Source organism: Nocardia vinacea, assembly GCF_035920345.1.
Classification (GTDB): Bacteria; Actinomycetota; Actinomycetes; order Mycobacteriales; family Mycobacteriaceae; genus Nocardia; species Nocardia vinacea_A.
The window spans coordinates 3,182,820-3,203,333 of the sequence record NZ_CP109149.1 but is presented as its reverse complement, the minus strand read 5'-3'; the positions used below and the strand labels follow the sequence as shown (position 1 = coordinate 3,203,333).

The following is a 20,514-nucleotide window of genomic DNA, read 5'->3' as shown; positions in this document are numbered from 1 at the left end:
TCGCAACGTTGCTGTCGAGAAGGGGATCGGTCGTGGCCGAGAATAAGAGCGCGCAGTCCGATCTGGCGGACTTGCTCGATGGTGGATGCACGACGGAGCGGGCGTGGGAGCTGTTCGATGGATTGCCCGCGGCCAGGGTCGCGGAGGTGACCGTCGGCCGCTGGCGGGGCGAGGAACTGGATACCGGGCATCCGATGGCCGGGGTGTTGGTCGCTTCGGGCTGGTACGGCAAGCAGTTCGATGATCCGGAGTCGGTGCATCCACTGTTGTTCGCCGACGAATCGGGAAATATCTTCGCGGTCGATCCGCGGCGGGTGCCGCTCGGTCTGGCCGGTAGGGTGCCGCTCGCGGGCGTGCAAACCGCGCGGAGGCTGCTGCCCGTCCTCGCTCCGGCGATCCGAACACGCAGGCCGACAGCACGTTTGCGCGATATCGAATACCGCGGTGCCGTGAGTGCCGCGATGGTTTACGACCATCTGCCGATCATCGACCACTTCCGTCGGGTGGATATCGATACGCTGCTCGGGGTGATGAATATGCGAGGGATGACCGAGCCGTACTTTTTCGTTCTGCGTCGCTGATCCGATCGCTGACGCAACGGTTACGGGCCTTGTGCTCGGCTGTGCGGCATACCATTGAAGTCGGCCCAGGGAAACCGCTACATCCGCGCCCGCGGAATGTCCGTCCGGCGCGTGCGCACGGAGGGAGGTCGGGGTAATGGAACGTACGACGTGTCTGGTGGTTGGTGGTGGACCGGCCGGTATGGTGCTCGGGCTGCTGCTGGCCCGCGCCGGTATCGATGTCACCGTCCTGGAGAAACACAAGGACTTCCTGCGCGACTTCCGCGGTGACACAGTACATCCGACGACCCTGGACCTGCTCGATGAACTGGGTCTCGGTGCGGAGTTCGCGAAACTGCCCGCGCGCAAGCTGCAGCAGATCCAGCTGCCGATCCGAGGGTCGGTGCAGACGGTGTTCACCTTGGAACACCTGCCGGGTACGCACAAATACATCGCGATGGTGCCGCAGTGGGATCTGCTGGACCTGTTGGCCGGTGCGGCCGATCGGGAGCCGAGCTTCCGGCTGCGGATGAATACCGAAGCGACAGCGGTGATTCGAGAGGACGGCCGGGTCGCCGGTGTCGCCTACCGGACCAGAGACGGCGAAACCGGCGCAATCCGCGCCGATCTGACCGTGGCCTGCGACGGCCGTGACTCGGTGCTCCGGGCCGAGGTCGGACTCGGCTCACGAAGTTGGCCGACACCGATGGATGCGTGGTGGTTCCGCTTGCCGCGCACCGATATCGACCCCGTCGGTTTGATCGGACTGCTCAGCGCCCACCGCGCCGCTGTCATGTTCGACCGCGGTGACTATTGGCAGGTCGCGACCCTCATCGCCAAGGGCGGCGATGCGGCGGCCCGGCGCGGTCCGGTCACCGAAATCGTGCGCAGCATGGCCGATTCGGCACCATGGTTGCGTGATCGGGAGGATGCGGTGCGGGACTGGGACGAGGTGAAACTACTCGACGTGAAACTGGACCGCCTGACCAAGTGGTACACCGACGGCCTGCTCTGCATCGGCGACGCCGCCCACGCCATGTCACCCGCCGGTGGAGTCGGCATCAACCTGGCCATTCAAGACGCCGTCGCTACCGCGAGAATCCTTGCCCCACCCCTGACTTCGGGCACCCTGACCACCCGCGACCTGGCCAGGGTGCAGCGTCGCCGCACCCTCCCGACCGTCGTCACCCAGGGCCTGCAACGCATCCTGCACGCCGCCGTATTCCGTCCGGCCCTGTCCGGCCGAATCGATATCGCCAATGCCGCAACGACTCCGTTGCCACTACGCATCCTGCGCCGAATCCCAGTCCTCCGCACCGTCCCCCCATTCCTGATCGCCCGAGGCATACTCCCAGAACACGCCCCCGCTTTCGCCCGCCGTGCCTGACGCGGTCGGTGGATGCACTCAGTGCAACCATGCAGTCTGTGCACTTGATGGTCCACGGGAAACATCAACGGTCACATGGTATTTCGCTTCGGGTACCGGCGGAATCTTCGGCTGCGGAGGCGAGTAAATGCGAGCAGCGGCAACAGGCCCGCGCCCGACAGCACGAAGTCGTTCGTAACTGCGGCGGCACACCATCGGGCCGTCAGATTGTTGGCAGCGGTGATATGTGGTGCCGCAGGTGTACGCACCGGCCTACCCTGAGCGCATTCCGGGGCTGAGCTGATATATGCGAGTCAGGGGCGCAGGACGATCTTGCCGATGGGGGAGCGCTGCTCGATGAGCTGGTGGGCCTTGGCGGCTTCGTCGAGGGGGAGAACGGAATCGATTCGGGGAGTGAGGGTTCCGGTGGTGGCTCGGTCGAGGGCAGCGGCACCGGAGCGGGATACCTCGGCGAGCCAGGCCGGGCCGGCGCAGGCGGTGAGGGTGAGGCCGTGGGGGAGTAGGTCTGTTGTAGATATGTGGGCTGGGGCTCCCGAGAGCCAGCCGTAGCTGAGGATTCGGCCGCGCATCGGGGTCATGGCTGCCAGCAGGTCTCGGGCGGTGCCGCCGCCGATCGAATCGAAGACGACGTCGAGCGTTGTGCCGTCGAGGGTTTCGCGCAGACGGGCCGGCCAGTCCGGCGCGTTGTGGTCGATGACCTCGTCCGCGCCCAACGCCAGTGCTCGCGCGGACTTTTCAGGGCCGCCAGCGGTTGCGATGACGCGCGCGGCGCCGAATTCCTTGGCGAGTTGGGTGAGTGCGCTGCCGACTCCTGTTGCGGCGGCTTCGATCAGGACGGTTTCGGTGCCCGTGAGCGCCGCGGTCGCGAGCAGGGGCAGTGCCACCGATCCGTCCATCAGGACAGCCGCCGCGTCTTCCGACGAGAGAGCGTCCGGAATCACGATCACGGAAGGTGCTGGTGCGCAGACGAATTCGGCGTAGGACCCGAATCCTGCGGTGGCCACCGTGACCCGTCTGCCGAGCAATGCCGGGTCGACCCCGTCCCCGACCTCGACGACCGCTCCGGCGGCCTGGAAACCGAAGACCACCGGTGTTTCGACAGGCATCGGGAACTCGCCTGAGCGCAGTTTGGTCTCCGGGAACAGCACCGGAATCGCCTCGGCACGGATCACCAGTTCGCCGGGGCCCGGATGCGGTACGGCGACATCCTGGGCGACCAGGACCTCGGGTCCGCCGACGCCCGTCATTACTATTGCCTTCATCGATAACTCCATAACTTGACTGTCGGTCCAGATGTCTCGAACAATATGGACCGACGGTCAAGTTGTCAATGAAGGTGGTGGAATGACCGACGAACGCCCGAGGGAACGGGCGGATGCCGCGCGTAACCGGCAGGCGATCCTGGCCGCGACGGCCGCGCTGCTCGCCGAACACGGCGCCGACGCACTCACCATGGATCGCGTCGCAGCGGCCGCCGGGGTCGGTAAGGGCACGATCTTCCACCGCTTCGGCAATCGCGCCGGATTACTGCACGAGATGATCGCCGAGAGCACCTTCGCCTTGATGGATGCCGTCCGGAGCGGACCGCCGCCGCTGGGTCCAGGGGCGCCGGCCGGGGAGCGACTGCTGGCCTTCTTCGACGGCTTCGTGCGAATGATGACCGACAACATCGAGGTGACGGTCGCCTACCTGCAGGGCCCGCCGCATCCACGTGCCGCCGAAATCCACGAATTCTGGGATGCGCACATCACCGCGCTGTTGCGGGAGGCCCGCCCGGACCTGGATGCCGAGGTGGTCGGCAGGCTGCTGTTCGGCGCATTGGGTGGCGAACAGGTGCCGCGACTGGCTCGTGCGGGAGAGACCGAACGGCTGCTCGCAGCGGTTCGTGAACTTGTCGAATCGGTGCTGCGCGGGCCCTAGTCCCTGGCGAGAATGGCGTCGAAACGTTCGTCGGCGCTGTCGAGCTGGTGCAGGATACGCCGTTTGACGTGCTCGGCGAGCGGGGTATCCGGGCGGGTGACGAGGTCGCGGTAGATATCGGTGAGCGGGCGGTACTTGGTGGCGAGTTTGCGCATCGCCGGTCCGTCGGCGTAGAGGATGCCGACGCCGTTGTCGGTGAAGTCGGAGAGTTTGACGATTCGGGCCCACGGCGCCCGATCGAGATTGGCCGCCACGTGTTCGCGGTATTGCGCTTGCCGATCGCTATCCGGATCCGGTTCCGGATTGGTGACGGCGGCGACGAGTTCGGCGACCCGGGTGCCGAACCGGGCCGAGAGTTCGGCGAGGGCGGCATCGGTAGGCGAACCGGGACGCGCGCCGGCCAGTTCGACCGGGTGATCCTCGACCGAATCGTGCAGCAGCCCGGCCGCGACGACATCCGGATCCCGCACCTCGTAGTGGCTGACGATCCGAATCGCAACGCGCAGTAGGTGACTCAGATACGGTTCGCGGCCGTAACGATCCTCGCGGTGCAGTTCGGTGGCCAGGTCCAAGGCCTCGGTGAGCCGTTCGGTATCGGATAGTTCGGCGATTTCCAGCAGTAGTCGTTCGCGCAGTCCGCTTTCGCCGTAGACCTCGCTGATCGTATGCAGCGGCATCACGGCCAAAACCCCCGCCCCAGGATTGCTCATATGGCCAATCTATCGGTGGAGGCCGCGCACCGCTGTGCTCTGGACAACTGTTCAACCGCGCGAAAATAATCCGTTGCCCCGTGGTGGCGGCCGTGGTCTCCTGGAATACACGCGAGGCAGAACTGGAGGTGAACGTGGCCGCGCAGAACAAACGGCCGCGCCCCGGTTCGGCCACCGACAATATGGCGAAACTGCATCGACGCACCATGGTCCTCGACGGTCGGGTGTATACGGTGCTGAGCCTGCGCCCCGGCAGCGATTTCCGTTTCGCCACCAACCATTTCCACGAGACCTGGCATGTGCTCTCCGATTGGCGTGGTGCGCGGATGCTGGCTCGACTGCTATGGGGCCTGGCCTATCAGCGGCGGCCGGGCACGCTCGTGGTCATCGATCCGGCGCATCTGGATCCCAATCCGTTCGACGCCGCGCCGTCGGATCCGATTGTGCTGGTCCCCGCCGACCTGACCGTCTTCACCCGGGCCGCAGCCGTCGCTTTGCGCAGGCAACTGCCGTTTCGCGACCGTTCGCAGGGCACGGTGCGCTGGCAGACATTCGGTCTGGATGCCGCGGTGGCCCAGCTGCAGGAGTGGCGCGCGAAGGGGCCGGGGGAGCGCGAGTGGAGTTTCGCCGATATACCGACCGGATGGGAACGGATCGACCGCATCGGCGGCATGGTCACGATCTTCGGTGCGCGTGATCAGCTGCGATCCTGGGCAACCTCGCTCGCGACCCTCGGAACCTACGCCTACTACGGCATGGATTACGAATACCTGGACGAGGACCGCAATGGCGAGGTGCAGATTTTCCGGCAATACCGCCGGAAGGTGAATATCGCACGTCAGGCCCGCGCCGAAGTGCTCGTCCGATTCGACGGATGTGCCTCGAAGGAGGAGGTCCAGCGGGCAATCTGGTCGCACGGCGCGACCGTTCGTCGCCGTCGTTTCCCAACGCGCGAGGAACGGCTCGCCACGCCCCTGAACTGACGGTTACTTCGTCTGCGGGACCAGTGTGTTCTGCCGCGCCGCGGTCCACCACCGACCGTTCTCTTTGACCAGGACGTACAGCGCGATCATCGCGTGATCGATATCGATCAGCTCGCCCTCGGCCGTGGTCGCCCGGGCGAGCTTGTGCGCGATCGCGATATCGGGCCGCAGGAATACGATGTCGGCGATCTCGTAGCGGACATACTGATCCTTCAGAAATCCCGTCAGCCCCTGCCGATTCGCCTCCAGCAGTGCGCCGTTCCCGACCATGAGCGCACCGACCGCATTGACCACCGCCGCATTGGCGGTGAAATCGGCGGTCATGAGTTCGGCATCGTTGGTGTTGTACGCGGTTTCGACATTGGCGATGATCTGTTCGATCGCCGCAATGTCGTCGGTGTGATCGACCGTGGTGTCCGCTACCACGGGCTGAATTGTCGTTGCGCTCATGGAGATCAGCTTCTTATCTCAACCGTGGTTGAGGTCAACAAGCCGTCGCACCGCTGCGTAGTCAGCGCACGCCTCGCGGTCGGAATTGAATGCTGATTCGCGGCCCGGTCGGTCTGCGCGTCTTCGGTACGGCGTGTTCCCAGGTGCGCTGGCATGAGCCCCCCATGACCAGCAGATCGCCATGTCCCACCTGAAAACGAAGACTCGCGCCGCCACCTCGCGGTCGCAGCAGTAGGGCTCGTGGCGCACCGATCGAAACGATGGCGACCATGGTGTCGTCGGTCGCGCCGCGCCCGAAGGTATCGCCGTGCCAGGCCACGCTGTCGCGTCCGTCGCGGTAGTAGCACAACCCGGCCGTGCGGAACGGTTCACCGAGTTCCTCGCGGTAGTGCGCGGTCAGTGCGTCCCGTGCCTCGTCCAACGCTGGATCCGGTAACTCCGCGCTCTCCTCGTAGAAACACAGCAGCCGCGGCACATCCACCACCCGGTCGTACATCGGCCGCCGCTCCGCCTGCCACGGCACTCGGTCGACCAACCGTTCGAACAGCACATCCGCCCCCGACAACCATCCGGGCAGCACATCCACCCAGGCTCCATGACTCAACGCCGTCCGGCGCACACCATCGAGCCCGCTCACCTCGATGTCTCCGAACCCGTCGAGCAATGATCCCTGCAGCGGTGTCGGCATGCCGTCGAATCTACGCGCTATCGAACATATGTGCTAGCGAGAAACGGTCATTCAATTCTTGGTGAGAATGTCGCGCGCGATATCGACGGCCGCGGCGTAGCACTCGTCGTCGGTGAGCGGAAGATCGCCCATCATGGCGGTGCTCCAGCTGATGGCGAGCAGGGCTTCGCGCGCGCGGAAGACGGCGAGCGGCGGCTGGTCCGGACCGGCCATCAGGTCAGCGAGCACGCGGAACTGGTAGCGCATGCTCGAGCCGAAGTCGAGCTGACGGAAGGCCGGCTGGTTCTCGTGCCAGAAGCGGACCATGCTCCGGCCGATGCCGTGCAGCAGCGCGCCGTAGCGGCTGAGGATTTCGTTGGCTCGTTCCGCGCCGGGTGGGGCGCCCTCCGCCCAGGTCACGATGTCGTCGATGCCGCGGCGCAGGTCGTCGGAGAGGCTCGCGACGATGTCTTCCTTGGTTCGGAAGTGGTAGTACAGCGCGGCTTTGGTGACGCCGAGGCGGTCGGCGATCTCGCGCAGAGAGGTCTTCTCGTAGCCGCGCTCGGAGAACAATTCCATTGCGACAGTACGAATCCGCTCGCGCGTATCGCTGCGACGTCCGTCCATGGCGTCCTTCCAATTTTTGCTTGACGACCGGCTAGTGGAAGCCTAGCGTCTTTGCTGTGCCCGAACTGCTAGCCGGGCGACAAGTTATCTATTGGGGAGGCAGCAATGACCGAAACAGATCCGAAGGCGCCGACGGCCGGTGTCGCATTGACCGCGATCGGTGTCGCGGTCATCCGGGCGAGGGAATCGGTGGGCACGGACCGCCTGTACGACGATCCGCTCGCGCAACTGTTCGTCGACGCCGCACGCCGCGACTACTGCGAGATCGACGGCGGAGCCGAGCGCTGGGCGCGGCTGGAAGAGGTCGCGGACATGTTCTTCGAAGGCCGCACGGTCGGCGTCCGGCTCGTCGATGACCGCGTCGCCGAGGCGGTCGAAAAGGGGATACGCCAGATCGTGCTGATCGGTGCCGGCTTGGACACCAGGGCATTCCGCATGGCTCTGCCCGCCGACGTTCGAGTATTCGAGATCGATCTGCCGGAGCTCTTCGCATTCAAGGAACCGGTCCTCGCCGCGGCGCATGCAGAACCTCGCTGCGGCCGCGCGGTGCTCGCCATCGATCTGCGCGAAGACTGGGCAAAGCTGCTCGGGGAGCACGGATTTCGGCCGGACCTGCCCACGCACTGGGTAGACGAGGGTGTCCTGGGCTACCTGACCCACGAACACGCTTTGCACGTGGTCACCACACTGACCGAATTATCCGCTCCGGGAAGCCGTTTCGGCGTCAGCCGCTTCGCCGTCGACGAAAATGCCCGGCCGTACGCCGAACTCGAATGCCTGGTCCGTGGTGACGACGGCGCGGATCGCCCGCGCACCGGCCTCGGCGCCGACGCCAGAACCTGGCTGGACGAACACGGCTGGCGTACCGAATTCCGTAGCTGGGACGATATGGTCGCCGCACTGGGCCGGCCCGTCGCTTTGAACGATCCGGACATCGGAGTCGTCATCGCGGTCCGCGAAGCCTAAACCGCCGGGAATGCCCGGAGTGTCCCGAACCGCGCGTGGCCCCGCTCACAGCGGGATATGCCTGGTTAAAGCGGTGCAAACGGCGCTGCTAGGCTGCATGCCGTAAAGACATCCTTTAACGGACCGTCCGGTGAGGCGGGGAAGGAGGTCGGCATGGCCGTGCCCGAGGAACGGGCCGCCAAGTCCGGCGCTGCCGAAACGTCGCAGCGACACACCCCGGAGTGGGTGAGCGCGGGACGCGAATTGCTGTCTCCCTCCGACGTCGGCCGGACCATCGCGCGCATCGCGCATCAGATCATCGAAAAGACCGCCGTCGATGCGGGCGAGCCGGACGCACCGCGCGTGGTGCTGATCGGCATTCCCACCCGTGGCACCACCCTGGCCGCGCGACTCACCGACAAGATCGAGGAGTTCTCCGGCGTCCGCCCGGCACTCGGCTCGCTCGACATCACCCTCTATCGCGACGATCTCCGCAGCCGACCGCACCGTCCGCTCGAGCGGACCTCGGTGCCCGAGGGCGGCATCGAGGACGCACTCGTGGTCCTGGTCGACGACGTGCTCTTCTCCGGCCGCACCGTGCGCTCCGCCCTCGACGGTCTGCGCGATCTCGGCCGCCCCCGCGCCGTCCAACTCGCGGTGCTCATCGACCGCGGCCATCGCGAACTCCCCATCCGCGCGGATTTCGTCGGCAAGAACGTGCCGACCTCCCGCAGCGAGGACATTTCTGTATTGCTCACCGAACACGACGGCCGCGACGGCGTCTATTTGCATCAGGAGGAAGCGCAGTGAACCGGCTCGCCGGAGCGAGTGTCAGCGAGGCGGGGTCGTGAGGCATCTGCTGACGGTGACCGACCTCGATCGTGCCACCGCCACCGAATTGCTCGACGAGGCCGAACGCTTCGAACAGGCGCTGTTGGGCCGGGAGGTCAAGAAGCTGCCGACGCTGCGCGGCCGCACCGTGATGACCGTCTTCTACGAGAACTCGACTCGTACCCGGGTCTCGTTCGAGGTCGCGGGCAAGTGGATGAGCGCCGATGTGATCAATGTCAGCGCGAGTAGTTCCTCGGTCGCCAAGGGCGAATCACTGCGTGACACCGCGCTGACTTTGCATGCGGCGGGCGCCGATGCGCTCATCGTCCGGCACCCGGCCTCCGGTGCGGCGCATCAGATCGCGCGCTGGATGGATGGCTGGGCGGTCGCCGAGGGTCGGCCGGGCCCGGCCATCATCAACGCCGGTGACGGCACCCACCAGCACCCCACGCAGGCGCTGCTGGACGCGCTGACCCTGCGTCAGCGCCTCGGCGATATCGAGGGCAAGCGGATCGTCATCGTCGGCGATATCCTGCACAGCCGAGTCGCGCGCTCGAATGTCTTCCTGCTCAATACCCTTGGCGCCGAGGTGGTGCTGGTCGCGCCGCGCACGCTGCTGCCGGTCGGCGCGGACCTCTGGCCCGCCCGGATCTCGCCTTCGCTCGACGCCGAATTGCCCGGCGCCGACGCGGTGCTCATGCTGCGGGTACAGCAGGAGCGGATGAACGGCGGCTTCTTCCCGTCGGCCCGCGAATATTCGGTCAGCTACGGACTTTCCGAGCGCAGGCTCGCACTGCTGGACGAGAACGCGGTCGTCCTGCATCCGGGTCCGATGCTGCGCGGCATGGAAATCGCCTCGCCGGTGGCGGATTCCCCGCAGGCGGCGATCCTGCAACAGGTGACGAACGGAGTGCATATGCGGATGGCCGTGCTGTTCCGGCTGCTGGTCGGTACCCAGGAGGCAGTGGCATGAGTCTGCTGCTCAAGGGTGTTCGGCCGTACGGCGAGGGCGAGCCGGTCGACGTACTCGTGCGTGACGGCCTGATCGCCGCCATCGGAACCGATCTCGGCATTATCGACGCCGAGGTTATCGACGCGCAGGGCCAGATCCTGCTGCCCGGCTTCGTGGATCTGCACACCCATCTGCGCGAACCCGGCCGCGAGGACACCGAAACCATCGAAACCGGTTCCGCCGCAGCGGCACTCGGCGGTTACACCGCGGTCTTCGCCATGGCCAATACCAACCCGGTCGCCGATTCGGTGGTCGTCACCGATCACGTGTGGCGGCGCGGTCAGGAGGTCGGCCTGGTCGACGTGTACCCGGTGGGTGCGGTCACGGTCGGCCTGGAAGGCAAGCAACTCGCCGAAATGGGCACCATGGCCGCCGGTGTCGGCGCGGTGCGCATGTTCTCCGACGACGGCCACTGCGTCTACGACCCGCTGCTCATGCGCCGCGCACTGGAGTACTCGAACTCCCTCGGCGTCTTGATCGCACAGCATGCCGAAGAGCCGCGCCTGACCAAAGACGCTGTCGCGCACGAAGGTCCGACCGCGGCCCGCCTGGGGCTGGCCGGTTGGCCGCGCGCCGCGGAAGAGTCGATCGTGGCCCGCGACGCACTGCTGGCCCGCGACGCAGATGCCCGCGTGCACATCTGCCACGCCTCCACCGCCGGTACCGTCGAGCTGGTGAAATGGGCCAAGGCCCAAGGTATTTCGATCACCGCCGAGGTCACCCCGCACCATCTGCTGCTCGACGACTCGCGCCTGGAGACCTACGACGCGGTCAATAAGGTGAACCCGCCGCTGCGCGAGGTCTCCGACACCATCGCGCTGCGGCAGGCACTCGCCGAGGGGATCCTCGACTGTGTCGCCACCGACCACGCCCCGCACGCCGAACAGGACAAGTGCTGCGAATTCGCCGCCGCCCGCCCCGGCATGCTCGGCTTGGAGACCGCGCTGTCGATCATCGTGCAGACCATGGTCGAACCCGGTCTGCTGGATTGGCGCGGTGTCGCCCGCGTGATGAGCGAGCGTCCGGCCGAAATCGTCGGACTCGACGGCCATGGTCGCCCGATCGAGGTCGGCGAACCGGCCAACCTCACGCTGGTCGCCCCGGAGGCGACCTGGACGGTGCGGGCCGCCGAACTCGCCAGCATTTCGAACAACACGCCGTTCGAGGACATGACGTTTCCGGCTCGGGTGACAACGACGTTGCTCCGAGGCCGGGTAACCGCCCGTGAGGGCAAGGCGGTGGAGGTTCGTAAATGAGAGTGCTGTTGGTGGTCGGGCTGATCGCACTGTTCGTTCTGTGCGTCTGGCTGATGTACCGGGGCTGGCAGAACCGAGCCGCGCGTCAGGAGGCGCGCATCGGCGAACTACCGCATGTGCCGGGTGATCTCGGCGCTCAGGTCCTCGAGCCGACCACCGGACTGTATCTCGGCAGCACCATCGCGCCGAGCTGGCAGGACCGGATCGCGGTGGGCGACCTGGGTTTCCGGGCCACAGCGGAACTCACGCGGTTCGAACGGGGGATTCTGCTCGAGCGCGACGGTGCGACGGTGATCTGGATTCCGCAGGAATCCATTACCGCCGTGCGGACCGAACGCGGACACGCGGGCAAGGTGATGACGGAAGATGGTGTGCTGGTAATTCGCTGGAAGCTGCCGACCGGAACCGAGATAGATACCGGTTTCCGAGGTGACGACAAGACGGTGTACCCGGCGTGGGCCAGGGCGATGACGGGAGACGACGAATGAACACAGGATCGCGGAGCGATTCGATGAGGGGTGGTGGCCGGGCGGCGGGTGGGCCACAAGAAGCAGCAGCGCTTGTACTGGAGGACGGCCGGGTTTTCCGCGGCACGGCCTTCGGCGCCGTGGGCGAAACACTCGGTGAGGCGGTGTTCTGCACCGCGATGACCGGGTACCAGGAGACCCTCACCGACCCCAGCTACCACCGCCAGATCGTGGTGGCCACGGCCCCGCAGATCGGCAATACCGGCTGGAACGACGAGGACGACGAATCCGGCAAGATCTGGGTCGCCGGATACGCGGTCCGCGACGCCTCGCGCGTCGCATCGAACTGGCGCTCGACCGGCACCCTGCAGGACCAGCTGGACCGCCAGCAGATCGTCGGCATCGCGGGTATCGACACCCGCGCGCTGGTGCGTCACCTGCGCACCCGCGGCTCGATGAAAGCGGGCATCTTCTCCGGCTCGGCGCTCGCCGACGCAGACGAACTGCTGGCCCGGGTCAACGGACAGCCTTCGATGCTCGGCGCGGATCTGGCCGAGGAGGTCAGCACAGATTCGCTGTACACGATCGAACCGAACGGTGACCCGCGCTTCACCGTCGTCGCGGTCGACCTCGGCATCAAGACCAATACCCCGCGCATGTTCGCCCAGCGCGGCATGCGGGTACATGTGGTTCCGTCGACGGTCTCGCTGGACCAGATCTTGGAGTTGAAGCCCAACGGCGTTTTCCTGTCCAACGGTCCGGGCGATCCGGCCACCCAGGACGGTGCGGTCGCGATCACCCAGGGTGTGCTGGAGAAGGGGCTGCCGCTGTTCGGCATCTGCTTCGGCAATCAGATCCTCGGCCGCGCCTTCGGCCGCAAGACCTACAAGATGAAGTTCGGCCACCGCGGCATCAATATCCCGGTCGTCGAACACGAGACCGGCAGGATCTCGATCACCGCGCAGAACCATGGCTTCGCGCTGGAAGGTGAACAGGGCGAACAGTTCGACACCCCGTTCGGCAAGGCCGAGGTCAGCCATGTGTGCGCCAATGACGGCACCGTCGAGGGCGTGCGCCTGGTCGACGGCCGCGCATTCTCGGTGCAGTATCACCCGGAGGCCGCCGCCGGACCCCATGACGCCGCCTATCTCTTCGACCGTTTCGCCGGTCTCATGGAAGGAGCCTGATGCCTCGCCGCGAGGATCTGAAGCACATCCTGGTGATCGGCTCCGGCCCGATCGTCATCGGCCAGGCCTGCGAATTCGACTACTCCGGCACCCAGGCGTGCCGGGTGCTGCGGGCCGAGGGTCTGCGGGTATCGCTGGTGAACTCCAACCCGGCGACCATCATGACCGACCCGGAGTTCGCCGATTCCACCTATGTGGAACCGATTACGCCGGAGTTCGTCGAGAAGGTCATCGAAAAGGAGCGCCCCGACGCCATTCTCGCCACCCTGGGTGGGCAGACCGCGCTGAATACCGCGGTCGCCCTGCACGAGCGTGGAGTGCTGCAGAAGTACAACGTCGAGCTGATCGGCGCCGATTTCGAGGCCATCCAGCGCGGTGAAGACCGGCAGAAGTTCAAGGACATCGTCGCCAAGGTCGGCGGCGAGAGCGCGCGCTCGCGGGTCTGCCACACCATGGACGAGGTGCGCGAAACTGTCACTGAACTGGGCTTTCCGGTGGTCGTGCGGCCGTCGTTCACCATGGGTGGTCTCGGCTCCGGCATGGCCTACAACGACGAGGACCTCGATCGCATCGCGGGCGGCGGCTTGGCCGCCTCGCCGACCGCCAATGTGCTAATCGAGGAATCCATCCTGGGTTGGAAGGAATACGAACTCGAGCTGATGCGCGACGGCCGCGACAATGTCGTGGTGGTCTGCTCGATCGAGAATGTGGATCCGATGGGTGTGCACACCGGTGATTCGGTCACCGTCGCACCCGCGATGACCCTCACCGACCGCGAATATCAGCGGTTGCGCGACCTGGGCATCGACATCCTGCGCGAGGTCGGGGTCGATACCGGTGGCTGCAATATCCAGTTCGCGGTTAATCCGGCCGACGGACGCCTGATCGTCATCGAGATGAACCCGCGCGTCTCGCGCTCGTCCGCATTGGCTTCCAAGGCAACGGGTTTCCCGATCGCCAAGATCGCCGCCAAGCTGGCCATCGGCTACACCCTGGACGAGATCGTCAACGACATCACCAAGGAAACCCCGGCCTGTTTCGAGCCGACCCTGGACTATGTGGTCGTCAAGGCGCCGCGCTTCGCCTTCGAGAAGTTCCCCGGCGCCGACGCCACGCTGACCACCACCATGAAGTCGGTCGGCGAGGCGATGTCGCTGGGTCGCAACTTCGCCGAGGCACTCGGCAAGGTGCTGCGCTCGCTGGAGACCAAGGCCGCTGGCTTCTGGACCCAGGACGACGGCAACTGGACCGATACCGAAACCATCCTCGAAGACCTGCGCACCCCGACCGAGGGGCGCATCTACCAGGTCGAGCGGGCGCTGCGGCTGGGCGCGAGCATCGAGGACGTTGCCGCGGCCTCCGGCATCGACCCCTGGTTCGTCGCCGAGGTGGCCGGACTGGTCGAGCTGCGCCGAGAGGTCATCGACGCACCCGTACTCGACGAGCCGCTGCTGCGCCGCGCCAAGCACTACGGTCTGTCCGATCGCCAGATCGCGGCGCTGCGACCGGAATTGGCGGGTGAGACCGGCGTACGTGCACTGCGTCATCGGCTCGGTATCCGTCCGGTCTTCAAGACCGTCGACACCTGCGCCGCAGAGTTCGAGGCCAAAACGCCGTATCACTACTCGACCTACGAGCTCGATCCCGCCGCCGAGTCGGAGGTCTCGCCGCAGCGTGAACGCGACAAGGTGATCATCCTGGGTTCGGGCCCGAACCGGATCGGCCAGGGTATCGAGTTCGATTACTCGTGTGTCCATGCGGCGCAGACGCTTTCGCAGGCCGGATACGAGACCGTCATGGTCAACTGTAATCCGGAGACCGTCTCCACCGACTACGACACCGCGGACCGGCTCTACTTCGAGCCGCTGACCTTCGAGGATGTGCTCGAGGTCTACCACGCCGAAACCGAGTCCGGCACCGTCGCCGGTGTAATCGTGCAACTCGGTGGCCAGACCCCGCTGGGGCTGGCGCAGCGCCTCACCGACGCCGGTGTGCCGGTGGTCGGCACCAGCGCCGCCGCCATCGACCTGGCCGAGGATCGCGGCGAGTTCGGTGACGTGCTGGTCGCTGCGGGCCTGCCCGCGCCGAAGTACGGCACCGCGACCACTTTCGCGCAGGCCAAGAAGATCGCCGCCGGCATCGGCTACCCGGTGCTGGTGCGTCCGTCCTACGTGCTCGGCGGACGCGGTATGGAGATCGTCTACGACGAGGCCTCGCTCGAGGGCTACATCTCCCGGGCCACCGAACTCAGCCCGGAACATCCGGTGCTGGTCGACCGCTTCCTGGAAGACGCCATCGAGATCGACGTGGACGCGCTCTGCGACGGTGACGAGGTCTACCTCGGCGGTGTGATGGAGCACATCGAAGAGGCGGGCATCCACTCCGGCGACTCCGCCTGTGCACTGCCGCCGATCACCTTGGGCCGCAGCGATATCGAGGCGGTGCGCCGCTCCACTATCGCGCTGGCCAAGGGCATCGGCGTCAAGGGCCTGCTCAATGTGCAGTACGCGCTCAAGGACGATGTGCTCTACGTACTCGAGGCGAATCCGCGGGCGAGCCGCACGGTTCCGTTCGTCTCCAAGGCCACCGCGGTGCCGCTGGCCAAGGCGGCCGCCCGGATCACCATGGGCGCCACCATCGCCGAACTGCGTAAGGAGGGCATGCTGCCCGCCGAGGGCGACGGCGGCCACGTGCCGCTCGACGCGCCCGTCGCGGTGAAGGAGGCGGTGCTGCCGTTCCACCGGTTCCGCAAGGCCGACGGCAGCGGTGTGGATTCGCTGCTCTCGCCGGAGATGAAGTCCACCGGTGAGGTCATGGGCATCGACGCCGATTTCGGCACCGCCTTCGCCAAGAGCCAGGCCGCGGCCTACGGTTCGCTGCCGACAGAGGGCACCGTCTTCGTCTCGATCGCCAACCGGGACAAGCGCGCCATGGTATTCCCGGTCAAGCGTCTCAATGACCTCGGGTTCCGCATCCTGGCCACCGAGGGCACCGCGGAAATGCTGCGCCGCAACGGAATTCCGTGCGAACAGGTGCGCAAGCATTCCGAGCAGGGGCCGGCCGACCAGCCGACCATCGTGGAGCAGATCCGCGACGGCGAGGTCGACATGGTGTTCAACACCCCCTATGGCAACTCCGGTCCGCGGGTGGACGGCTACGAGATCCGTACGGCGGCGGTCGGTGTGAACATCCCGTGCATCACCACGGTGCAGGGTGCGGCCGCGGCCGTGCAGGGCATCGAGGCGAGCATCAACGGTGGCATCGGGGTGCGCTCGCTTCAGGAACTGCATTCGGTGCTGCGTGGCTGACGAAGGAGACGGTGCGATGAAGACCTTCGGTGCCCGATTGCAGCACGCCATGGGGCATTTCGGGCCACTGTGCGTCGGCATCGATCCGCATCCCGGCCTGCTCGGATCGTGGGGTCTCACCGACGATGTCGACGGTGTCGAGGCATTCGCCGAGATCTGCGTCGAGGCCTTGGACGGCCGGGTCGCGCTGATCAAACCGCAGGTCGCCTTCTTCGAGGCCTACGGTTCCGGCGGAATCGCGGTGCTCGAGCGCACCATCGAGGTGCTGCGCGCCTCGGGCACCCTAGTGCTCGCCGATGCCAAGCGCGGCGATATCGGCTCGACCATGGATGCCTACGCGCGGACCTGGCTCGCCGACGGCCCGCTCGGCTCGGATGCGGTGACGGTGTCGCCATATCTCGGATTCGGTTCCCTCGCACCGGCTTTGACGCTCGCGGAGGCGAACGGGCGCGGTGTCTTCGTACTCGCCGCCACTTCGAATCCCGAAGGTGCGCAGGTGCAACGGGCAGTGGCGTCGGACGGTCGCACGATCGCGCAGACCATGGTCGATGCGGCGGCGCAGTGCAATGCGGGCCAGGAATTCGGCTCCGTCGGCATTGTGCTCGGCGCCACCCTCACCGAAGCGCCCGATCTCACGGAGCTCAACGGCCCGATCCTGATGCCGGGCGTCGGCGCGCAGGGTGGCGGTCCGGAAACCGTGCGTGAGCTGGTGCCGGAGCAGTCGTTGCACGCCGCGGTGCCGACTGTTTCGCGCGAGGTCCTCGGCGCCGGTCCGTCCGTGTCGGCACTGCGTGCCAAGGTGAGCGCGCTGCAAGAGGAGTTCGCTTTCCTGCAGCGATGACGGGTGACGATTGCAATGGACCGACGCTTCGGCGTCGGTCCATTTCGCGTTCCGGGCAGGGGAGGGCACGTTGAACGCGGATGACGTGTCATATCGAACAGCTGTGCGGCCCGCTGCGCCGATTTCCCTGCCATCCGGCACACCGGTGGCCGGGGCGGCATCCTGATCGATCACGGAGCCAACTGGACCGGCACAGAGTGCCGTTCGCGCTCGTCGCGCTCCGGTGCAGGCGGATGTCAGGATTTTGTGGCGGTCCGCGACCGGCGTCGGTTTCGGTAGGTACGGAAGCCCGAAATCGGTCATTTCCAGCCTCCGACACGCGCAAGAACAACGCGACACGCGGAAAAATCCGAGAAAGTTCCAGGTCGGACACGTGACCGGTTGCTGGTCCGATGCAGGTTGGCGCCGCAACCACTCCGCTAACCCGCTTTCAGCACGAAAAAGCCCTGCTAGCGGGGCATTTCGAGATTTCGGCGGTAGGATCACCGCAGCGATCGACGCGCTGCGCGCATCCCGCCGGGCCCACCCTTACGACATCGGCGAATCATGCGCTGACCTGGGGGGTGGGTTCGCAATCGGGCAACGTCGTGGGTACGGTCGCTGAGACTGCTGGGTTACCGGCAGGAGTTGATGCAATGAACGATGAGACGGAGGAACCGTGGCCCTTCCCCAGCTGACTGACGAGCAGCGCGCCGCTGCTTTGGAGAAGGCGGCTGCCGCTCGCCGTGCTCGGGCGGAGCTCAAGGAGCGCCTGAAGCGTGGCGGCACCGACCTGAAGCAGGTCCTCACCGATGCCGAATCCGACGAGATCCTCGGCAAGATGAAGGTGTCGGCGCTGCTGGAGGCCCTGCCCAAGGTGGGCAAGGTCAAGGCGGCGGAGATCATGAGCGAGCTGGAGATCGCCCCCACCCGGCGTCTGCGCGGACTGGGTGATCGGCAGCGCAAGGCGCTGCTCGCCCGATTCGACTTCGCCTGACCACCAAGGTGGTCGAACACACGCGGAAGGGTCGACTGGTTGTACTGGTCGGCCCCTCGGCCGTGGGCAAGTCGACCGTGGTCCGCTGCGTCCGCGAGCGGCTGCCCCAACTGGTTTTCAGCGTGTCGGCGACAACCCGGGCCCCCCGGCCCGGGGAGGTCGACGGCCGCGACTACCGGTTCGTGTCCCGGGAGGAGTTCGACGCCATGATCGCGGCGGGCGAACTCCTCGAGTGGGCAGATATCCACGGGGGACTACAGCGTTCGGGTACTCCGGCGAAACCGGTGCGTGACGCACTAGCCGCTGGCCTGCCGGTGCTCGTCGAGGTGGACCTCGAGGGCGCGCGGTCGGTGCGCAAGGCCATGCCGGAGGGGCTGCTGGTATTTCTCGCCCCGCCCAGCTGGGAGGAATTGGTTTCCCGGCTGACCGCGCGGGGTACCGAATCACCCGAGGTGATCGCCCGCAGGTTGGAGACCGCCAGGACGGAATTGGCGGCCTGTGACGAGTTCGACACCGTCATAGTGAACGACGAGGTGACCAGCGCCTGTGAGCAGTTGGTATCGTTGTTCGTTAGCACAAATTCGAGTTCGTGACCCGCACTCTCGGAAAAACCACCCAGCCCGAAGAACCGATCCCCGCAGGAGCCCTCTCAGTGAGCAGTACGGACATCAAGCCCGCGCCCGCATACGACACTCCGGTCGGCCTCACCAACCCGCCGATCGACGAGTTGCTCGAGCGCACCTCGTCCAAGTACGCGCTGGTGATCTACGCGGCCAAGCGGGCCCGTCAGATCAACGACTACTACAACCAGCTCGGCGACGGCATCCTCGAATACGTCGGCCCGCTGGTCGAGCCCGGTCTGCAGGAGAAGCCGCTGTCGGTCGCGATGCGTGAGATCCACTCCGACCTGCTCGAGCACTCCGAAGGCGAGTAACAACCACATCTAGGCCGGAGGCGTAGTGACCACACGGATCGTCGTCGGCGTCGGCGGAGGGATCGCCGCCTATAAGGCCTGTTCGATCGTGCGCCGGTTCACCGAGACCGGGCACCAGGTACGGGTGATCCCCACCGAGTCGGCGCTGCAGTTCGTCGGTAAGGCAACCTTCGAGGCGCTGTCCGGGAACCCGGTGCACACCGATGTGTTCACCGATGTCCCCGAGGTGCCGCATGTGCGGTTGGGCCAGGAGGCGGACCTTGTGGTCATCGCCCCGGCGACCGCCGATCTGATGGCGCGCGCCGCACAGGGCCGCGCCGACGATCTACTCACCGCCACCTTGCTGACGGCCCGATGTCCGGTGTTGTTCGCGCCCGCGATGCATACCGAGATGTGGGAGCATCCGGCCACCATCGCCAATGTCGCGACGCTACGCGCGCACGGTGCGATCGTCATGGAACCCGCGTCGGGCCGGTTGACCGGTACCGATACCGGGCCCGGCCGGTTGCCCGAGCCCGAGGAGATCTTCGGGCTGGCGACGTTGCTGCTGGAACGCGCCGACGCCATCCCGCGTGATCTGGCGGGCCGCCGCGTGGTGATCACCGCGGGCGGCACCAGGGAACCGCTGGATCCGGTACGTTTCCTCGGCAATCGCAGCTCCGGCAAGCAGGGCTACGCATTGGCCAGGGTCGCCGCGCAGCGCGGCGCCCACGTCACGTTGATCGCGGGCAATACGATCGAGATGGCCGCACCCGCCGCCGTCGACCTCGTGCACATCACCACCGCCGAACAGCTCAAGACCGCCGTCGAGAAGCATGCGCCCGGTGCGGACGCGGTGATCATGGCCGCGGCCGTCGCCGACTTCCGGCCGACCACCGTGGCCGCGGCCAAGATCAAGAAGGGCGCACACGAGCCCGACGTGATCCCGCTGACCAAGACCGACGATATTCTCGCCGGACTCGTTCAGTCGCGACGTGATGGTCAGCTACCCGGAACCGCGATCGTCGGGTTCGCCGCCGAGACCGGTGACGAGCACGGCGATGTGCTCACGCACGCGCGGGCCAAACTGGCGCGCAAGGGCTGTGACCTGCTGGTCGTGAACGCGGTCGGCGAGGGCAAGGCGTTCGAGGTCGACACCAACGACGGCTGGCTGCTCGGTGCCGACGGCACCGAACAGGCGCTAGACCATGGATCGAAGGCATTGCTCGCGAGCCGGGTGCTGGACGCGCTCGGTCCGCTGCTGCGCTGAGACCCATTGTGACGCTTGGTTTGTGCTGTGCATCGAGGATGTCCGGTGGATACACCGCCGCGTGATGGTTAGGCTGTTGTCGACCGCAACCCGGACTGGTCGATGTGTTGGAGGCTGGAGCCCCGGCCCGACATATCGACGGATTTCAATAGTCTGAGACAGTTGCCTGTCGTCAACCCCGTCGCGTCGGTGGTTTGGAATAGT

Annotated in this window: 21 protein-coding genes; 16 read left to right on the top strand and 5 right to left on the bottom strand. The window is 66.2% G+C overall.

Annotated elements, in window-relative coordinates; translation table 11 throughout:
* Nucleotides 1-32 precede the first annotated feature (32 nt).
* Both OIE68_RS14795 and OIE68_RS14790 read left to right on the top strand, forming a co-directional pair.
* A complete protein-coding gene (locus OIE68_RS14795) occupies nucleotides 33-581 on the top strand; it encodes a DUF4334 domain-containing protein (RefSeq protein WP_327099944.1) in 549 nt (182 codons plus the stop codon).
* A gap of 136 nt (nucleotides 582-717) precedes the next feature.
* Entirely contained in the window at nucleotides 718-1,947 is a 1,230-nt protein-coding gene (locus OIE68_RS14790; protein WP_327099943.1) for an FAD-dependent oxidoreductase, read from the top strand.
* 293 nt (nucleotides 1,948-2,240) lie between these two features.
* Here the strand turns inward: OIE68_RS14790 and OIE68_RS14785 are convergent, their stop codons facing one another.
* Nucleotides 2,241-3,209: a quinone oxidoreductase family protein gene (locus OIE68_RS14785; protein ID WP_327099942.1), complete on the bottom strand. Its 969-nt coding sequence runs from the start codon at nucleotides 3,207-3,209 to the stop codon at nucleotides 2,241-2,243.
* Between the two features lie 82 nt (nucleotides 3,210-3,291).
* Here OIE68_RS14785 and OIE68_RS14780 point away from each other — a divergent pair, with 82 nt between their 5' ends.
* Nucleotides 3,292-3,867: a helix-turn-helix domain-containing protein gene (locus OIE68_RS14780; RefSeq protein ID WP_327099941.1), complete on the top strand. Its 576-nt coding sequence runs from the start codon at nucleotides 3,292-3,294 to the stop codon at nucleotides 3,865-3,867.
* Here OIE68_RS14780 and OIE68_RS14775 read toward each other — a convergent pair.
* Entirely contained in the window at nucleotides 3,864-4,577 is a 714-nt protein-coding gene (locus OIE68_RS14775) for an HD domain-containing protein (protein ID WP_040692189.1), read from the bottom strand. The two genes, OIE68_RS14780 and OIE68_RS14775, sit on opposite strands and share 4 nt — an antisense overlap.
* Before the next feature lie 134 nt (nucleotides 4,578-4,711).
* Here OIE68_RS14775 and OIE68_RS14770 point away from each other — a divergent pair, with 134 nt between their 5' ends.
* Nucleotides 4,712-5,560 carry a hypothetical protein gene (locus OIE68_RS14770; RefSeq protein WP_419150771.1) on the top strand — a complete coding sequence of 283 codons (849 nt, stop codon included), beginning with the start codon at nucleotides 4,712-4,714 and terminating at the stop codon, nucleotides 5,558-5,560.
* A 3-nt stretch (nucleotides 5,561-5,563) separates the two neighbouring features.
* On the opposite strand, the gene OIE68_RS14765 is transcribed toward OIE68_RS14770, so the two are convergent.
* The 3 genes from OIE68_RS14765 to OIE68_RS14755 all read right to left on the bottom strand — a co-directional run bounded on the left by OIE68_RS14765 (nucleotide 5,564) and on the right by OIE68_RS14755 (nucleotide 7,304).
* Nucleotides 5,564-6,010 carry an SgcJ/EcaC family oxidoreductase gene (locus OIE68_RS14765; RefSeq protein WP_327099939.1) on the bottom strand — a complete coding sequence of 149 codons (447 nt, stop codon included), beginning with the start codon at nucleotides 6,008-6,010 and terminating at the stop codon, nucleotides 5,564-5,566.
* A 61-nt stretch (nucleotides 6,011-6,071) separates the two neighbouring features.
* Complete coding sequence (locus OIE68_RS14760; RefSeq protein ID WP_327099938.1) at nucleotides 6,072-6,698, bottom strand: alpha-ketoglutarate-dependent dioxygenase AlkB; 627 nt, start codon at nucleotides 6,696-6,698, stop codon at nucleotides 6,072-6,074.
* A 51-nt stretch (nucleotides 6,699-6,749) separates the two neighbouring features.
* Nucleotides 6,750-7,304 carry a helix-turn-helix domain-containing protein gene (locus OIE68_RS14755; protein WP_327099937.1) on the bottom strand — a complete coding sequence of 185 codons (555 nt, stop codon included), beginning with the start codon at nucleotides 7,302-7,304 and terminating at the stop codon, nucleotides 6,750-6,752.
* A gap of 105 nt (nucleotides 7,305-7,409) precedes the next feature.
* On the opposite strand from OIE68_RS14755, the gene OIE68_RS14750 reads away from it, so the two are divergent.
* The 12 genes from OIE68_RS14750 to coaBC all read left to right on the top strand — a co-directional run bounded on the left by OIE68_RS14750 (nucleotide 7,410) and on the right by coaBC (nucleotide 20,310).
* The gene (locus tag OIE68_RS14750; protein WP_327099936.1) at nucleotides 7,410-8,270 is read left to right on the top strand and encodes an SAM-dependent methyltransferase; all 861 of its coding nucleotides are present in this window, start codon (nucleotides 7,410-7,412) and stop codon (nucleotides 8,268-8,270) included.
* Nucleotides 8,271-8,423: 153 nt separating this feature from the next.
* Nucleotides 8,424-9,059 (top strand): bifunctional pyr operon transcriptional regulator/uracil phosphoribosyltransferase PyrR, encoded by a 636-nt coding sequence (gene pyrR, locus OIE68_RS14745; protein WP_327099935.1) that lies wholly within the window; start codon nucleotides 8,424-8,426, stop codon nucleotides 9,057-9,059.
* 37 nt (nucleotides 9,060-9,096) lie between these two features.
* Nucleotides 9,097-10,053, top strand: a complete 957-nt coding sequence (locus OIE68_RS14740) for an aspartate carbamoyltransferase catalytic subunit (RefSeq protein ID WP_327099934.1) — start codon at nucleotides 9,097-9,099, stop codon at nucleotides 10,051-10,053.
* Complete coding sequence (locus tag OIE68_RS14735; protein ID WP_327099933.1) at nucleotides 10,050-11,348, top strand: dihydroorotase; 1,299 nt, start codon at nucleotides 10,050-10,052, stop codon at nucleotides 11,346-11,348. The genes OIE68_RS14740 and OIE68_RS14735 overlap by 4 nt, the downstream gene beginning before the upstream one ends.
* Complete coding sequence (locus OIE68_RS14730) at nucleotides 11,345-11,836, top strand: hypothetical protein (protein ID WP_063043181.1); 492 nt, start codon at nucleotides 11,345-11,347, stop codon at nucleotides 11,834-11,836. Before OIE68_RS14735 ends, OIE68_RS14730 begins: the two co-directional genes overlap by 4 nt.
* A gap of 23 nt (nucleotides 11,837-11,859) precedes the next feature.
* Nucleotides 11,860-13,002, top strand: coding sequence for a glutamine-hydrolyzing carbamoyl-phosphate synthase small subunit (gene carA, locus OIE68_RS14725; protein WP_327099932.1), 1,143 nt, complete (start codon nucleotides 11,860-11,862; stop codon nucleotides 13,000-13,002).
* A complete protein-coding gene (carB, locus tag OIE68_RS14720) occupies nucleotides 13,002-16,310 on the top strand; it encodes a carbamoyl-phosphate synthase large subunit (RefSeq protein ID WP_327099931.1) in 3,309 nt (1,102 codons plus the stop codon). Before carA ends, carB begins: the two co-directional genes overlap by 1 nt.
* Nucleotides 16,311-16,326: 16 nt before the next feature.
* Nucleotides 16,327-17,151, top strand: a complete 825-nt coding sequence (gene pyrF, locus OIE68_RS14715; protein ID WP_327099930.1) for an orotidine-5'-phosphate decarboxylase — start codon at nucleotides 16,327-16,329, stop codon at nucleotides 17,149-17,151.
* 658 nt (nucleotides 17,152-17,809) lie between these two features.
* Complete coding sequence (gene mihF / locus OIE68_RS14710) at nucleotides 17,810-18,127, top strand: integration host factor, actinobacterial type (protein ID WP_040692163.1); 318 nt, start codon at nucleotides 17,810-17,812, stop codon at nucleotides 18,125-18,127.
* Nucleotides 18,128-18,135: 8 nt separating this feature from the next.
* Nucleotides 18,136-18,720: a guanylate kinase gene (gmk, locus tag OIE68_RS14705; protein ID WP_327099929.1), complete on the top strand. Its 585-nt coding sequence runs from the start codon at nucleotides 18,136-18,138 to the stop codon at nucleotides 18,718-18,720.
* Nucleotides 18,721-18,779: 59 nt separating this feature from the next.
* Nucleotides 18,780-19,061 carry a DNA-directed RNA polymerase subunit omega gene (gene rpoZ / locus OIE68_RS14700; RefSeq protein WP_040692158.1) on the top strand — a complete coding sequence of 94 codons (282 nt, stop codon included), beginning with the start codon at nucleotides 18,780-18,782 and terminating at the stop codon, nucleotides 19,059-19,061.
* 25 nt (nucleotides 19,062-19,086) lie between these two features.
* Complete coding sequence (coaBC, locus tag OIE68_RS14695; protein WP_327099928.1) at nucleotides 19,087-20,310, top strand: bifunctional phosphopantothenoylcysteine decarboxylase/phosphopantothenate--cysteine ligase CoaBC; 1,224 nt, start codon at nucleotides 19,087-19,089, stop codon at nucleotides 20,308-20,310.
* The last annotated feature ends 204 nt before the right edge of the window (nucleotides 20,311-20,514 follow it).

Excerpts from the sequence above, each read along its gene's own strand:
- pyrF (WP_327099930.1), top strand. The coding sequence starts at position 16,327 with ATGAAGACCTTCGGTGCCCGATTGCAGCACGCCATGGGGCATTTCGGG.
- OIE68_RS14760 (WP_327099938.1), bottom strand. The coding sequence starts at position 6,698 with ATGCCGACACCGCTGCAGGGATCATTGCTCGACGGGTTCGGAGACATC.
- carA (WP_327099932.1), top strand. The coding sequence starts at position 11,860 with ATGAGGGGTGGTGGCCGGGCGGCGGGTGGGCCACAAGAAGCAGCAGCG.
- OIE68_RS14735 (WP_327099933.1), top strand. The coding sequence starts at position 10,050 with ATGAGTCTGCTGCTCAAGGGTGTTCGGCCGTACGGCGAGGGCGAGCCG.
- OIE68_RS14775 (WP_040692189.1), bottom strand. The coding sequence starts at position 4,577 with ATGAGCAATCCTGGGGCGGGGGTTTTGGCCGTGATGCCGCTGCATACG.
- OIE68_RS14730 (WP_063043181.1), top strand. The coding sequence starts at position 11,345 with ATGAGAGTGCTGTTGGTGGTCGGGCTGATCGCACTGTTCGTTCTGTGC.
- OIE68_RS14790 (WP_327099943.1), top strand. The coding sequence starts at position 718 with ATGGAACGTACGACGTGTCTGGTGGTTGGTGGTGGACCGGCCGGTATG.
- OIE68_RS14750 (WP_327099936.1), top strand. The coding sequence starts at position 7,410 with ATGACCGAAACAGATCCGAAGGCGCCGACGGCCGGTGTCGCATTGACC.
- OIE68_RS14765 (WP_327099939.1), bottom strand. The coding sequence starts at position 6,010 with ATGAGCGCAACGACAATTCAGCCCGTGGTAGCGGACACCACGGTCGAT.
- OIE68_RS14785 (WP_327099942.1), bottom strand. The coding sequence starts at position 3,209 with ATGAAGGCAATAGTAATGACGGGCGTCGGCGGACCCGAGGTCCTGGTC.
- OIE68_RS14755 (WP_327099937.1), bottom strand. The coding sequence starts at position 7,304 with ATGGACGGACGTCGCAGCGATACGCGCGAGCGGATTCGTACTGTCGCA.
- OIE68_RS14780 (WP_327099941.1), top strand. The coding sequence starts at position 3,292 with ATGACCGACGAACGCCCGAGGGAACGGGCGGATGCCGCGCGTAACCGG.
- carB (WP_327099931.1), top strand. The coding sequence starts at position 13,002 with ATGCCTCGCCGCGAGGATCTGAAGCACATCCTGGTGATCGGCTCCGGC.
- pyrR (WP_327099935.1), top strand. The coding sequence starts at position 8,424 with ATGGCCGTGCCCGAGGAACGGGCCGCCAAGTCCGGCGCTGCCGAAACG.